14 protein-coding genes are annotated in these 13,279 nt (G+C 60.4%); 9 read left to right on the forward strand and 5 right to left on the reverse strand.

Annotated features, from left to right (window positions below):
* Positions 1–42 precede the first annotated feature (42 nt).
* Positions 43–156: a hypothetical protein gene (locus tag KB892_RS19375; protein WP_004219504.1), complete on the forward strand. Its 114-nt coding sequence runs from the start codon at positions 43–45 to the stop codon at positions 154–156.
* On the opposite strand, the gene ybbP is transcribed toward KB892_RS19375, so the two are convergent.
* Together ybbP and ybbA are read right to left on the reverse strand one after the other, a co-directional pair.
* On the reverse strand, positions 133–2,547 hold the full coding sequence (ybbP, locus tag KB892_RS19380; RefSeq protein ID WP_004147400.1) for a putative ABC transporter permease subunit YbbP: 2,415 nt from the start codon (positions 2,545–2,547) through the stop codon (positions 133–135). The genes KB892_RS19375 and ybbP overlap by 24 nt on opposite strands.
* Positions 2,544–3,230 carry a putative ABC transporter ATP-binding protein YbbA gene (gene ybbA, locus KB892_RS19385; RefSeq protein WP_004151324.1) on the reverse strand — a complete coding sequence of 229 codons (687 nt, stop codon included), beginning with the start codon at positions 3,228–3,230 and terminating at the stop codon, positions 2,544–2,546. The genes ybbP and ybbA overlap by 4 nt, the downstream gene beginning before the upstream one ends.
* Between ybbA and tesA the strand changes: the two genes are divergently transcribed.
* The 3 genes from tesA to KB892_RS19400 are packed head-to-tail and all read left to right on the forward strand — an operon-like array spanning position 3,201 to position 5,536.
* Complete coding sequence (gene tesA / locus KB892_RS19390) at positions 3,201–3,824, forward strand: multifunctional acyl-CoA thioesterase I/protease I/lysophospholipase L1 (protein ID WP_004196998.1); 624 nt, start codon at positions 3,201–3,203, stop codon at positions 3,822–3,824. The two genes, ybbA and tesA, sit on opposite strands and share 30 nt — an antisense overlap.
* Positions 3,814–4,623 carry an SDR family oxidoreductase gene (locus KB892_RS19395; protein ID WP_004221682.1) on the forward strand — a complete coding sequence of 270 codons (810 nt, stop codon included), beginning with the start codon at positions 3,814–3,816 and terminating at the stop codon, positions 4,621–4,623. Before tesA ends, KB892_RS19395 begins: the two co-directional genes overlap by 11 nt.
* A gap of 58 nt (positions 4,624–4,681) precedes the next feature.
* The gene (locus tag KB892_RS19400; RefSeq protein ID WP_002892263.1) at positions 4,682–5,536 is read left to right on the forward strand and encodes a co-chaperone YbbN; all 855 of its coding nucleotides are present in this window, start codon (positions 4,682–4,684) and stop codon (positions 5,534–5,536) included.
* 107 nt (positions 5,537–5,643) lie between these two features.
* Here KB892_RS19400 and fetB read toward each other — a convergent pair whose 3' ends face one another.
* Both fetB and fetA read right to left on the reverse strand, forming a co-directional pair.
* Positions 5,644–6,426 carry an iron efflux ABC transporter permease subunit FetB gene (fetB, locus tag KB892_RS19405; RefSeq protein WP_002892262.1) on the reverse strand — a complete coding sequence of 261 codons (783 nt, stop codon included), beginning with the start codon at positions 6,424–6,426 and terminating at the stop codon, positions 5,644–5,646.
* The gene (gene fetA, locus KB892_RS19410; protein WP_002892260.1) at positions 6,413–7,090 is read right to left on the reverse strand and encodes an iron efflux ABC transporter ATP-binding subunit FetA; all 678 of its coding nucleotides are present in this window, start codon (positions 7,088–7,090) and stop codon (positions 6,413–6,415) included. Before fetA ends, fetB begins: the two co-directional genes overlap by 14 nt.
* Before the next feature lie 140 nt (positions 7,091–7,230).
* Between fetA and KB892_RS19415 the strand changes: the two genes are divergently transcribed.
* Both KB892_RS19415 and KB892_RS19420 read left to right on the forward strand, forming a co-directional pair.
* Positions 7,231–8,148 carry an SPFH domain-containing protein gene (locus tag KB892_RS19415; RefSeq protein WP_002892258.1) on the forward strand — a complete coding sequence of 306 codons (918 nt, stop codon included), beginning with the start codon at positions 7,231–7,233 and terminating at the stop codon, positions 8,146–8,148.
* On the forward strand, positions 8,145–8,603 hold the full coding sequence (locus KB892_RS19420) for an NfeD family protein (RefSeq protein WP_004151325.1): 459 nt from the start codon (positions 8,145–8,147) through the stop codon (positions 8,601–8,603). The genes KB892_RS19415 and KB892_RS19420 overlap by 4 nt, the downstream gene beginning before the upstream one ends.
* Here KB892_RS19420 and cueR read toward each other — a convergent pair.
* Positions 8,600–9,010 carry a Cu(I)-responsive transcriptional regulator gene (cueR, locus tag KB892_RS19425; protein WP_002892208.1) on the reverse strand — a complete coding sequence of 137 codons (411 nt, stop codon included), beginning with the start codon at positions 9,008–9,010 and terminating at the stop codon, positions 8,600–8,602. The two genes, KB892_RS19420 and cueR, sit on opposite strands and share 4 nt — an antisense overlap.
* 106 nt (positions 9,011–9,116) lie before the next feature.
* Here cueR and copA point away from each other — a divergent pair, with 106 nt between their 5' ends.
* The 3 genes from copA to ybaK all read left to right on the forward strand — a co-directional run bounded on the left by copA (position 9,117) and on the right by ybaK (position 13,226).
* Positions 9,117–11,618, forward strand: coding sequence for a copper-exporting P-type ATPase CopA (gene copA, locus KB892_RS19430; protein WP_004151326.1), 2,502 nt, complete (start codon positions 9,117–9,119; stop codon positions 11,616–11,618).
* Positions 11,619–11,749: 131 nt separating this feature from the next.
* The gene (locus KB892_RS19435; RefSeq protein WP_004151327.1) at positions 11,750–12,544 is read left to right on the forward strand and encodes a TraB/GumN family protein; all 795 of its coding nucleotides are present in this window, start codon (positions 11,750–11,752) and stop codon (positions 12,542–12,544) included.
* Between the two features lie 202 nt (positions 12,545–12,746).
* Positions 12,747–13,226, forward strand: coding sequence for a Cys-tRNA(Pro)/Cys-tRNA(Cys) deacylase YbaK (gene ybaK / locus KB892_RS19440; protein WP_002892205.1), 480 nt, complete (start codon positions 12,747–12,749; stop codon positions 13,224–13,226).
* Positions 13,227–13,279 lie beyond the last annotated feature (53 nt).

The raw sequence follows: 13,279 nt of genomic DNA on the forward strand, positions 1-13,279 counted from the left end.
ACCGCGAATCAGCATAGCGTGTTGTTGGGTTTTTAATGTTTTGTGCTCTTAAAAATCAATGATTTATCAATTTGTGCGTTTAAAATAAAAGCGCCGCCAAAAACGGCGGCGCATCATCAAAATGCAATATTCTTACTGGCTAAACTGGCGGAATAGCGCTTTTCCTTTTAACAGACGCAGCCCCAGCCCGCCGCCGCACAGGGATAACAACACCGCTCCCGTCAGCGGCAGCAACACCCACAGGCGCCAGTCCGGCGCCCAGGGAAAATCAAAGACTTTCGTCTGCAGCATCGCCAGCGCCACTTCCGCGCCTATCGCCGCCACCAGGCCGGAAACCAGCCCCAGCAGGGCAAACTCCGCCCACAGCGTAGCGCGCAGCAGCGATTTTCCTGCCCCCAGCGTGCGCCAGACCACCAGCTCCTGATGGCGTTGACGCATACCGACCTGCACCTGCGCCAGCAACAGCAGCACGCCGCAGGCCGTCACCAGGCCCACCATCACCTCCAGCGCCCGGCTGACCTGGGAGAGCACCTGGCCGACCTGACGCAGGATGGCGCCGATATCCAGCAGACTGACGGTGGGAAACTCGCGGTTCAGCTGGGTCAACATCGCGGGACCGTTATCCCAGCGGAAGCTGGTGAGCCAGCTCTGCGGCTGCCCGTCCAGCGCCCCGGCGGGGAAAATAAAGAAGAAGTTTGGCCGCAGGCTCTCCCAGTCTACTTTGCGCACGCTGCTGACCTTCGCGCTGAACTCCTGGGTATCGCCGGTAAAGGTCACTGTATCGCCGATCTTTATCCCCAGCCGCTGCGCCAGCCCCTCCTCAATCGATACCTCGCCCGGCTTCGGCGGCCAGCTGCCGGCCACCAGCGGATTATGATCCGGACGCTGTTCGCTCCAGGTGAGATTAAGCTCGCGATTCAGCGCTTCGTCTTTGTTCCCGTCCGTGGATTGACCGTTGATCTGCGTCAGACGGGCCCGGACGATCGGATAGAATTCCGCCGCCCGCGTCTGGTGTTCGGCGAGGAAGGTCTTCACCGGCACTATCTGCTCAGGGGCGATATTGATCAGAAAGTAGTTCGGGCTCTGCGGGGGCAACTGCTGCTGCCAGCGGTCAAGCAGATCGCCGCGCAGCACCAACAGGAGCGCCAGCAGCATAAACGACAGGGAAAACGCCGCCAGCTGGCTGAGGGTCGACCACGGCTGGCGCAGCAGGCGGTTCACCGCCAGACGCAGCGGCAAGGCTTTGAGCGTCAGGCGTTTGAGCAGCCACAGCAATCCCCAGCCCACCAGGCCGCACAGCAGCGCCAGCACCACCGCCCCGGCCAGCACCGACCACAGCAGCGGGCTGCCGCCCAGCAGCCAGGCCAACAGGCCCACCACCACGACGCTAACCGCCGGGATCCAGATTTTCAACGGCCAGACGTTAGCCACCACATCCTGACGCAGCACTCGCAGCGGCAGGGTCGCCAGCAGCAGTCGATAGGGTCGCAGGCCCACCAGCAGGGAAATGACGCCTGTCGCCCCGATAGCCCACAGCCACGGCCAACCGCTGGCAGCGGGTAACGCGGCGGGCAGCACCGGTTTGAGAACCAGCAGCAGCAGACGCTCCAGCGCCAGGCCCGCCACCCCGCCGGTTATCACCGACAGCGTCAACAGCAGCAGCCATTGGCCGACGATAAGCTTGCGCAGCTGCGACCTTCCGGCGCCCAGCGTCTTGAGTATGGCGACCAGATCATAGCGGCTGCGGCAGTAGTGGCTCATCGCTACCGCCACTGCGGCGACGGCCAGCAGCAGCGTCAACAGCGCGGATAACAACAGGAATTGCTGCGAGCGTTCGAGGGATTTGCCCAGCGCGCTGTCGTCCTGGTCAAGGCCAATCCAGCGATGCTCCGGGCCGAGCTTCGGCAGCAGCCACTGCTCATAATTGGCCAGCTGTTCAGCGTCGCCGGCGAACTTATAGCGCCATGCGACGCGACTGCCGGGCTGCACGGCCCCGGTTTTTGCCACGTCGGCCATATTCATCATCAGTCGCGGCGCCATCTGGAAGGGGTTAAACCCTGCATCCGGCTCCTGAATCACCTCCCCGGCAATGCGCAGCGTGGCATCGCCAACGTCAATCGTATCGCCGGTTTTCAGGTTCAGGAGCGCCATCAGCCTTGGCGCCAGCAGCACGCTCCCCGCCTGCGGCTTCAGCCCCGGCGGCTGCGTCTCGAGGGTGCCATACAGCGGATAGCGGTCGTCCACCGCCTTAACGTCCGCCAGCTGCGGCGTATCCCCGGCGAACGTCATGGTGGCAAAGCTCAGCTGCTCGCCGACGGTCAGCCCTGACTTCCGCGCCTGTGCGATCCACTCGGCGGGTACCTCGCGCGAACTGCGCAGCGTACGGTCGCCGGCCATAAACTCACGGCTTTGCTGGCTAAGGCCTTTCTCCATCCGATCGCTTATCGACCCCAGGGCCAGCACGCAGGCCACGGCGAGGCTTAACGCCAGCCAGACGATCAGCAGCGACGGCGAGCGCCATTCGCGCCAGAACCAGCGGGCGATCATGCTTCCTCCCGCAGCTGGCCATCCACCAGGCGCAGACGGCGATCGCAGCGCGCCGCCAGCAGCGGATCGTGAGTGACGAGGATCAGGGTGGTGCCGTGTTCGCGATTAAGCGAGAACAGCAGATCGGCAATTTTGTCCCCGGTCTGGCGATCGAGGTTGCCGGTGGGCTCATCGGCGAACAGAATGGCCGGGCGCCCGTTAAAGGCCCGGGCCAGCGCCACCCGCTGCTGTTCGCCGCCGGAGAGCTGCGCCGGCAGGTGGTGCAGGCGTCTGCCAAGTCCCAGCTGCTCAAGCAGCGCGCGGGCATCGCCCCGGCTCTGGCTATCGCTGGCGCCGCGCAACAGCGCCGGCAGCTCGACGTTCTCCAGGGCGTTGAGCGTCGGGATCAGCATAAACGACTGAAAAACAAAACCAACGTGCTGCGCCCGCAGCGCCGCCCGCGCCTCTTCATCCATCCGGTGCAGCGGTTTGCCCAGCATCGATACTTCCCCGCTGCTGCCATCGTCGAGGCCGGCGAGGATCGCCAGCAGGGTCGATTTACCGGAACCCGACTCGCCGATCAGGGCGATGGTCTGCCGCGGTTTGACAACCAGCTCAACTCCGGTAAGGATGGAGAGCTGATGCTCCCCCTGACCGACGGACTTCTTAAGATGATGAACTTCAAGTATGTTTTCCGCTGGCATGTGCCTTTCCTGTTGTTGTTCCTGTTTACCTGCCGCGCGATGGCGGCGGACACGCTGCTGATCCTCGGCGACAGCCTGAGCGCTGGCTATCGGATGGCGGCCAACGCCGCCTGGCCTGCGCTGCTCAATGAGCAGTGGCAGGCGAAAACGCCGGTGGTGAACGCCAGCATCAGCGGCGATACCTCGCAGCAGGGGTTGGCTCGCCTGCCAGCGCTGCTTAAGCAGCACCAGCCGCGCTGGGTGCTGGTTGAGCTCGGCGGCAATGACGGACTGCGCGGTTTTCCGCCGCAGCAGACCGAGCAGACGCTGCGCACCATTATTAAAGATATCAAAGCGGCCAACGCCGAGCCGCTGCTGATGCAAATTCACCTGCCGGCGAACTATGGCCGCCGCTATAATGAAGCCTTCGGCGCGATTTACCCGGCCCTGGCCAAAGAGTTCGCTATTCCTCTCCTGCCCTTTTTTATGGAGGAGGTCTATCTCAAGCCGCAATGGATGCAGGACGACGGCATTCATCCAAATCGCGACGCGCAGCCGTTTATCGCCGACTGGATGGCGAAGCGGCTGGCTCCCTTAGTTAATCATGACTCCTGAACGCCAGGGGTCGCTGACAGGTAAAGTTATGCAAAAAACGGTTTTAGTGACAGGCTGTTCCAGCGGAATTGGTCTGGAAAGCGCGCTGGATTTAACCCGCCAGGGCTTTCGCGTGCTGGCGGCCTGCCGCAAAGCAGAGGATGTCGCGCGGATGCAGGAGCTGGGGCTAACCGGTATTTTGCTCGATCTGGATGACCCGCAGAGCGTGGAGCGCGCGGCAGCGGAGGTGATTGCGCTGACCGATAATCGTCTCTACGGCCTGTTCAATAACGCCGGGTATGGCGTCTATGGCCCGCTGAACACCATCAGCCGCCAGCAGATGGAACAGCAATTTTCCGCTAACTTTTTCGGCGCGCATCAGCTCACCATGCTGCTGCTGCCGGCGATGACGCCGCACGGCGAAGGGCGCATCGTGATGACCTCCTCGGTGATGGGGCTTATCGCCAGTCCCGGCCGCGGAGCCTATGCCGCCAGTAAATATGCCCTCGAGGCATGGTCCGACGCGCTGCGCATGGAGCTGCGCCACAGCGGTATTCAGGTCAGCCTGATTGAACCGGGCCCGATCCGCACCCGCTTTACCGATAACGTCAACCAGACGCAAAGCGATAAGCCCGTAGAAAATCCGGGCATCGCCGCCCGCTTTACCCTCGGGCCGGAGGCGGTGGTGGAAAAAGTGCGCCATGCTTTTACCAGCGATAAACCAAAGCTGCGCTATCCGGTCACCCTGGTCACCCACGCGGTGGCGATGCTTAAGCGCCTGCTGCCTGCCCGCGCGATGGACAAAATTATCCACGGCTGAGTTGAAGCGCGGAATGCCGCCCCCATGTAAAACAGAAATCGACTAACGAGAAATGCCCATGTCCGAACAGAATATTGTCAACATTAGCGAAGCGAACCTGCAGCAGACGCTACAGCAGTCCATGAACGTTCCGGTGCTGTTTTATTTCTGGTCTGCCCGCAGTCAGCACTGCGAACAGCTGACCCCGGTGCTCGAGCGCCTGGCAGCCCAATACAACGGCCAGTTCACGCTGGCGAAGGTCGATTGCGACGCCGAGCAGATGCTCGCCTCACAGTTTGGTCTGCGCGCCATCCCTACGGTTTATCTGTTCCAGAACGGCCAGCCGGTGGATGGTTTTGAAGGCCCGCAGCCGGAAGAAGCGATCCGCGCCCTGCTGGATAAAGTCCTGCCCCGTGAAGAGGAGCTGAAAGCTCAGCAGGCGCTGGCCCTGATGCAGGAAGAAAAATACGCCGATGCCCTGCCGCTGCTGAAGGAAGCCTGGCAGCTGTCGAATCAGGAAAGCCAGATTGGCCTGCTGCTGGCGGAAACGCTGATTGCTCTGCACCGTTCCGATGAAGCGGAAAGCGTGCTGAAAACCATTCCTCTGCAGGATCAGGATACCCACTATCAGGGTCTGGTGGCGCAGATTGAGCTGCTCAAACAGGCCGCCGACACCCCGGAAATCCAGCAGCTGCAGCAGCAGGTGGAACAGAATCCGGAGGATGCGCAGTTGGCCTCCCAGCTGGCGCTGCAGCTGCATCAGGTCGGGCGTAATGAAGAAGCGCTGGCCCTGCTGTTCAGCCATCTGCAGAAAGATTTAGGCGCCGGCGATGGCCAGGCGCGCAAGATGCTGCAGGAGATCCTCGCCGCCCTCGGTACCGGCGATGCGCTGGCCGCCAAATATCGTCGTCAGCTCTATTCGCTGCTGTACTAATCCGTTGCCTTCCCCGGATAGCGCTGCGCTTATCCGGGCTACGCGAACTATGCGGAACGTAGCCTAAGTAGCCCGGGTAAGGCGTGAACGCCGCAACCCGGGATCGTTCACGGGCGCTTTTTCAGCTGCGTCACCACCAGCTGATGGCGGGCGTTGAAGAACTTCCGGTAGGTCAAATAGCCGGCGATAATCGTCGACAGGCTGGCGGTCGACAGCAGCATAAAGGTCACCATGATCTGGTACTTAATCGCCTTCACCGGGTCAATACCGGCAAAAATCAGCCCCGACATCATCCCAGGCAAGCTCACCAGACCGACCGTTTTCGCCGAATCGACGGTGGGAATCAATGACGCGCGAATGCTCTCGCGAATCAGCCGCGCTGAGGCCATCTTCGGCGTCGCGCCGAGGCTCAGTTTCTCCTGAATCTGCTGCTGCTCGCTGCTGAAGCGCTGGCCCATATTGTTGTAGCACAGCCCCACCGCCACCATGGCGTTCCCGGCCACCATCCCGGCAATCGGGATCACCTGCATCGGCACGAAGGCGATCAAGCCAGAAAACACCAGTACCGCCAGCGTTAGTCCAGCGCCAGTAGTGATGGCGATAAACGACGAGATAAAAGCTTTGTCGATATATTTACTGCGCTTCTTCGCATTCCATGCCGCGTTAAAGCAGATAAACAGCACCATCAACAGCGTCAGAACCGCATGATTGACGTTAAAGATATATTTCAGCACATAGCCGACGATTATCAGCTGCACGATCGCCCGGCAAATACTCCAGATAATATCTTTTTCCAGCGCCAGCTTTTCCCGATAGCTGACCAGAATAGCGATCAGCACCAGCACCATCGACAGCGCCAGCGATTCGTTCGTAATGTTATGCCCGTTCATGCTGTACCTCCTGCATATTTCCGCCGGCAGGTTGCAGCGTAATCACTTCATCGGCATGCGAAATTTCATTGCGATCGTGGGTGACCCACAGAACAGCGACCTGTTTTTCCGTTACGTAGCCATGAATAATTTCATTCACATTCTGTTTATTACTTTCATCCAGCGCGCTGGTAATTTCGTCCAGCAGCAGCACGCGCGGCAGAAATTGTAGATTGCGGATCAGCGATACGCGCTGCTTTTCCCCTCCGGACAGTTCGTTAATGGATTTTTCCAGCATATTTTCGTCAAGGCCAAAGCGCTGCAGGTCGGCCAGCAGCGCCTGCGGTTCCGGTTGTTTATTGCGGATCTGCCACGGAAAAATCAGATTATCGTAAACCGAATCACCGAACAGGGCCGGCGTCTGCGCGCAGTAAGAGACCTGTTGGCGATACCTTTCCGGCGACAGCGTCGCGACATCCGCATCGTCGAAGAACAGGCGCCCGGAGGTTGGGCTGAGCAGCGAGGCGATAATCTTCAGCAAGGTACTTTTCCCGCAGCCGGAAGGGCCGGTAATCAACTTGAATTCTCCGGCGCGAAGCTGAAAATTGATATTGTGTAAAATAACGGCGTCGTCGGTCTTAAACCCCACACCGTCGAGACGCAAAAGCGCGTTATTTTCCTTCATGAGTCTTCCTGATTATTTTCTGAAACACCGCTAGTTTATCGCACTTTCCTTTCTCCAGGATGAGGAGAAAGATATACTCAGTTTAAACATGCGCTATTTCCTTGTAGCGCCCCGCCAGGCAACAAGACAGGAGGTTTTTGATGCTAATTTTTATTCCTATCCTTATTTTCGTCGCGCTGGTTATTGTGGCCGCGGCGGTGAAAATTGTCCCGCAGGGCTACCAGTGGACGGTGGAGCGCTTCGGGCGTTTTACCCAGACGCTGCAGCCGGGATTAAGCTTAGTCGTGCCGTTTATGGACCGTATCGGCCGCAAAGTGAACATGATGGAGCAGGTGCTCGATATCCCCTCGCAGGAGGTTATCTCCCGGGATAACGCCAACGTCACCATCGACGCGGTCTGTTTTATTCAGGTGATCGACGCGCCAAAGGCCGCCTACGAGGTCAGCAATCTTGAGCAGGCGATCGTCAACCTGACGATGACCAACATCCGTACCGTGCTCGGCTCAATGGAGCTGGACGAAATGCTCTCCCAGCGCGACAGCATTAACACCCGCCTGCTGCATATCGTTGACGACGCCACCAACCCGTGGGGGGTGAAAATCACCCGCGTCGAAATTCGCGACGTTCGCCCGCCGGCGGAGCTTATCGCCTCGATGAACGCCCAGATGAAAGCCGAACGTACCAAACGCGCGTACATCCTTGAGGCCGAAGGGGTGCGACAGGCGGAAATTCTGAAAGCGGAAGGGGAAAAGCAGTCGCAGATCCTCAAGGCCGAGGGCGAACGGCAGTCCGCGTTCCTGCAGGCGGAGGCTCGCGAACGGTCCGCCGAAGCGGAAGCCCGCGCCACCCAAATGGTCTCCTCGGCGATCGCCTCAGGCGATATTCAGGCGATCAACTACTTCGTGGCGCAGAAATACACCGATGCGCTGCAGCAGATTGGCGCCGCTAACAACAGCAAAGTGGTATTGATGCCGCTGGATGCCAGCAGCCTGATGGGATCGATCGCCGGGATCAGCGAGCTGATCAAAGAAGGCGCTGGCGATCGGAAAAAATCATGATCGGCATGATCCTCACACACCCCCATCTGTTCTGGCTAAGCCTCGGCGGGCTGCTGCTGGCGGCCGAGATGCTGGGCGGCAGCGGATACCTGCTGTGGAGCGGCGTCGCCGGCGTGGTGACCGGCGCCCTGACCTGGCTCCTGCCGCTGAGCTGGGAATGGCAAGGCACGCTGTTTGCCGTTCTCACCCTGCTGGCGGCGTGGCTGTGGTCGAAATGGCTGCGCAAGCGCGTCAAAACGCAGCGCCCGGCCGATGCCCAGCTCAACCAGCGCGGGCAGCAACTGGTGGGCCGCCGCCTGACGCTGGATGCCCCGCTGGTGAACGGCCGCGGCCACGTCCGCGTGGGCGACAGCTCCTGGCCGGTGATTGCCGATGAAGACTTCGCGGCGGGCAGCAAGGTTGAAGTGATTGCCGTAGAAGGGATTACGCTACGAATCAGACCCGCCGTCCGTTAAGCCTGCGCCTTGCGATGGCAGCAGCCGGAAAGATTATCGATAATCGGGCACTCCGCGCTGTCGTCGCCGGGGCAGGATTCGGCCAGCGCCAGCAGGTGCGCGCGCATATTTTGCAGCTCGCGGATATGGTTCTCGATATCCGCCACTTTCTCCAGCGTGCGTTTTTTCACATCGGCGCTGTGCCGCGACGGGTCGTTGAACAGTGCCACCAGCTCGCGGCACTCTTCCAGGTTAAACCCCACCTGCCGCGCCTGGCGCAGCAGCGTCAGTTCATCGAGATGCTGCTGGCTATAGGTGCGGTAGCCGTTTTCGCTCCGCAACGGCGGCGTCACCAGCCCCTTCTCTTCATAAAAACGAATCGCTTTGCTGGTTAAGCCGGTTTTTTTCGCCACATCGCTGATATTCATTTTTTCTCCTTGACCTTCCCCTTGCTGGAAGGTTTAACCTTCTTAATACTCGATGAAAGAGTGGGTCTGGTCAATCGTTGACCGGAAAATTATTCAGGAGTTATTTATGTCTAACACTATCGACCTGACGCTGGATGGCCTCTCCTGCGGCCACTGCGTCAAACGCGTGAAAGAGAGTCTGGAGCAGCGTCCTGACGTTGAGCAAGCGGAAGTAACCCTCACTGAAGCCCATGTGACGGGCAGCGCCAGCGCGCAAGCGCTGATTGATACCGTTAAACAAGCCGGATACGGCGCGGAGCTCAGCCACCCAAAGGCTAAACCGCTGGCAGAATCATCAATCCCGTCGGAAGCACTGACAGCGGCCACTCCTGAGCTTCCGGCAGCCCATGACGAAGATGACAGTCAACAGCTGCTGATCAACGGCATGAGCTGCGCCAGCTGCGTCTCCCGGGTACAAAACGCGCTTGCCGCGGTGCCGGGCGTCTCACAGGCGCGGGTTAACCTGGCGGAACGCACGGCGCTAGTGATGGGCAGTGCGTCCGCCGCAGAATTAGTGCAGGCGGTGGAGAAAGCCGGCTATGGCGCGGAGGCGATCGAAGACGATCTGCAACGCCGCGAACGCCAACAGGAAACCGCCCTCGCGACGATGAAACGTTTTCGCTGGCAGGCGATTGTCGCCCTGCTGGTCGGCGTGCCGGTGATGGTCTGGGGCATGATCGGCGATAACATGATGGTCAGCGACGACAACCGTTCGCTGTGGCTGGTTATCGGCCTTGTCACCCTCGCCGTCATGGTCTTCGCCGGCGACCACTTCTACCGCAGCGCGTGGAAAAGCCTGAAAAACGGCACCGCCACCATGGATACGCTGGTGGCGCTCGGCACCGGCGTCGCCTGGCTGTACTCGATGAGCGTCAACCTGTGGCCGCAGTGGTTCCCGATGGAAGCCCGCCATCTCTATTACGAAGCCAGCGCGATGATTATCGGCCTGATTAACCTCGGCCATATGCTGGAGGCCCGCGCGCGTCAGCGCTCCTCGAAAGCGCTGGAAAAACTGCTCGACCTGACGCCGCCTTCGGCGCGGGTCGTCACGCCCGAGGGCGAGAAAGATCTGCCGCTCGCGGAAGTTCAGGCCGGCATGACGCTGCGCCTGACTACCGGCGACCGCGTCCCGGTCGACGGCATGATAAGCCAGGGCGAAGCCTGGTTTGATGAAGCGATGCTCACCGGCGAACCGGTGCCGCAGCAAAAAGGCGATGGCGACGCCATTCACGCCGGGACCGTGGTGCAGGATGGCAGCGTGCTGTTTACCGCCAGCGCCGTCGGCAGCCAGACCACGCTGGCAAGAATTATCCGCATGGTGCGCCAGGCGCAGAGCAGCAAACCGGAGATCGGCCAGCTGGCGGATAAAATCTCCGCCGTATTTGTTCCGGCGGTGGTCGTCATTGCGCTGATTAGCGCTGCGATCTGGTACTTCTTCGGCCCGGCGCCGCAGATCGTCTATACCCTGGTCATTGCCACCACAGTACTGATTATCGCCTGTCCGTGCGCCTTAGGCCTGGCGACGCCGATGTCGATTATCTCCGGCGTTGGCCGGGCGGCGGAGTACGGCGTGCTGGTGCGCGATGCCGATGCGCTGCAGCGCGCCAGTGAACTCGACACCCTGGTTTTCGATAAAACCGGCACCCTGACCGAAGGCAAGCCGCAGGTGGTGGCGGTGAAAACTTTCGCTGGCGTTGATGAGCATACCGCGCTGCGTCTTGCCGCCGCGCTGGAGCAGGGCTCAAGCCATCCGCTGGCGCGAGCGATCCTTGATAAAGCTGCCGACGGCCCATTGCCGGAAGTCAGCGGCTTCCGCACCCTGCGCGGCCTTGGCGTCAGCGGCGAGGCGGAAGGTCATCGTCTGCTGCTCGGTAACCAGGCGCTGCTCAACGAGCAGCATATCAATACCGCCGAGGTGGAAAGCGAGATGACAGCCCAGGCCTCACGCGGCGCCACGCCGGTGCTGCTGGCGGTGGATGGTCAGGCCACCGCGCTGTTCGCCATCCGCGACCCGCTGCGCGAAGACAGCGTCGACGCCCTGGCGCGTTTGCATCGGCAGGGCTACCGGCTGGTGATGCTTACCGGGGATAACCCCACCACCGCGAAGGCTATCGCCAAAGAAGCCGGCATTGATGAAGTGATCGCCGGCGTGCTACCGGACGGTAAAGCCGATGCCATTAAGCGTCTGCAGAGCCAGGGGCACAAAGTGGCGATGGTTGGCGATGGGATTAACGACGCCCCGGCGCTGGCCCAGGCGGATGTCGGGATCGCCATGGGCGGCGGCAGCGATGTCGCTATTGAAACCGCGGCGATCACCCTGATGCGCCATAGTCTTCACGGCGTGGCCGATGCGCTGGCGATTTCGAAAGCAACGTTACGCAATATGAAGCAGAACCTGCTGGGCGCGTTTGTCTACAACTCGCTGGGTATCCCGATTGCCGCCGGGATCCTCTGGCCGCTGACCGGCACCCTGCTCAACCCGGTGGTCGCCGGCGCGGCGATGGCGCTGTCGTCGATCACCGTGGTGAGTAACGCCAACCGCCTGCTGCGCTTTAAACCAAAAGAGTAAACGCTGTCAGATGAAACGGGCGCCGACGTTGTTCGACGCCCGTTTTTTTGCCGGGACAAGAAAAGCCCGCCGGAAGGGTGACGTGTATCACCATATGCGCTAGCATGAAGTCCTCACACTTCGGAGCGCGTATGGGCCTGTTAAACCGGATAAAAATGCTGTGGCGAGCCGCCGTCGGCTCGTCTTATTCCTGGCCTGCGATGGATATCGTCCTGCCCGGCGAACGCTATTTGCACCTCGTCGGCAGTATCCATATGGGCACCCGCGACATGGCGCCGCCGCCGGCAAAGCTTCTGAAAAAAATACGCCAGGCCGATGCGTTAATCGTCGAGGCCGATATCAGCGGCAATGAAACCCCGTTTAGCAATCTCCCCACTTACCCACCGCTGGCGGAACGCCTGAGCGATGCGCAGCTGAGCGAGCTAGAGGCGCGAGCCGGCGAGCTGGGCCTGTCGGTCGGGCTGTTCGACAGCCAGCCGCTGTGGCAGGTGGCGATGGTCCTGCAGGCCACCCAGGCGCAGAAGCTGGGGCTGCGACCGGATTACGGCATCGATTATCAGTTGCTGATGGCCGCCCGCGAGAGCAACATAGCGGTGATGGAGCTGGAAGGCGCCGACAGCCAAATCGCGCTGCTGCGCGATCTGCCCGACGGGGGGATGGCGCTGCTGGAGGATACGCTGACCCACTGGCGCACCAACGCCCGTTTACTGCAGGTCATGATCGGCTGGTGGCTGGAGCAACCGCCGTCGCGCGGCGCGGTATCGCTGCCGACGACCTTTAGCCAGTCTTTATATGATGTGCTGATGCACCAGCGCAACCTCGCCTGGCGCGAGACGCTGCTGGCCTTGCCGCCGGGGCGCTACGTGGTTGCCGTCGGCGCGCTGCACCTGTATGGCGAAGGGAATCTGCCGGATATGCTGACATAAAAAAAATGGCCAATATTGCTATTGGCCCGTCAAAGAGGAATTTCATCATTATTATTATCCCGGGATTTGCATCCCGGATCGTCTGATTGTCGCTCAAAGTGACCATCACTGCCAACACTATTGCGCAAGATGGTACTATTTTTTAGACAACCTGCGGGCGTATTCTGACGTCACGCAAAACCGGTTGGTAAGAAGGATAGCTATGACTCCCGCCGTTAAATTACTCGAAAAAAACAAAATTTCCTTTCAGATCCACAGTTACGATCACGATCCCAATGAGACCAACTTCGGAGATGAAGTGGTGCGCAAGCTCGGCCTCAATGCCGACCAGGTTTACAAGACCTTGCTGGTCGCCGTGAACGGCGATATGAAGCATCTGGCGGTGGCCGTCACTCCGGTCGCCGGGCAGCTGGATTTGAAGAAAGTGGCGAAAGCGCTGGGCGCTAAGAAAGTCGACATGGCCGACCCGATGGTGGCGCAGCGTATCACCGGCTATCTGGTGGGCGGCATCAGTCCGCTGGGGCAGAAGAAGCGCCTGCCGACGGTGATTGACGCCCCGGCGCAGGAATTTGCCACCATCTATATTTCCGGCGGCAAACGCGGGCTGGATATTGAGCTGGCGGCCAGCGATCTGGCGCAGCTTCTCGATGCGAAGTTCGCCGATATCGCCCGCCGCGATTGATAAAACGATCCCGGATAGCGGCGCACGCGCCTTATCCGGGATACCCAACTTGT

The organism is Klebsiella sp. P1927 (assembly GCF_018204675.1).
In the GTDB taxonomy this organism is placed as follows: domain Bacteria; phylum Pseudomonadota; class Gammaproteobacteria; order Enterobacterales; family Enterobacteriaceae; genus Klebsiella; species Klebsiella pneumoniae.

What these genes read in the sequence shown, in the direction of transcription:
- KB892_RS19435 (WP_004151327.1), top strand. Translation starts at nt 11,750, where the DNA reads ATGGGCCTGTTAAACCGGATAAAAATGCTGTGGCGAGCCGCCGTCGGC.
- ybaK (WP_002892205.1), top strand. Translation starts at nt 12,747, where the DNA reads ATGACTCCCGCCGTTAAATTACTCGAAAAAAACAAAATTTCCTTTCAG.
- tesA (WP_004196998.1), top strand. Translation starts at nt 3,201, where the DNA reads ATGAACTTCAAGTATGTTTTCCGCTGGCATGTGCCTTTCCTGTTGTTG.
- KB892_RS19395 (WP_004221682.1), top strand. Translation starts at nt 3,814, where the DNA reads ATGACTCCTGAACGCCAGGGGTCGCTGACAGGTAAAGTTATGCAAAAA.
- KB892_RS19415 (WP_002892258.1), top strand. Translation starts at nt 7,231, where the DNA reads ATGCTAATTTTTATTCCTATCCTTATTTTCGTCGCGCTGGTTATTGTG.
- ybbA (WP_004151324.1), bottom strand. Translation starts at nt 3,230, where the DNA reads ATGCCAGCGGAAAACATACTTGAAGTTCATCATCTTAAGAAGTCCGTC.
- KB892_RS19420 (WP_004151325.1), top strand. Translation starts at nt 8,145, where the DNA reads ATGATCGGCATGATCCTCACACACCCCCATCTGTTCTGGCTAAGCCTC.
- KB892_RS19400 (WP_002892263.1), top strand. Translation starts at nt 4,682, where the DNA reads ATGTCCGAACAGAATATTGTCAACATTAGCGAAGCGAACCTGCAGCAG.
- fetA (WP_002892260.1), bottom strand. Translation starts at nt 7,090, where the DNA reads ATGAAGGAAAATAACGCGCTTTTGCGTCTCGACGGTGTGGGGTTTAAG.
- cueR (WP_002892208.1), bottom strand. Translation starts at nt 9,010, where the DNA reads ATGAATATCAGCGATGTGGCGAAAAAAACCGGCTTAACCAGCAAAGCG.
- ybbP (WP_004147400.1), bottom strand. Translation starts at nt 2,547, where the DNA reads ATGATCGCCCGCTGGTTCTGGCGCGAATGGCGCTCGCCGTCGCTGCTG.
- fetB (WP_002892262.1), bottom strand. Translation starts at nt 6,426, where the DNA reads ATGAACGGGCATAACATTACGAACGAATCGCTGGCGCTGTCGATGGTG.
- copA (WP_004151326.1), top strand. Translation starts at nt 9,117, where the DNA reads ATGTCTAACACTATCGACCTGACGCTGGATGGCCTCTCCTGCGGCCAC.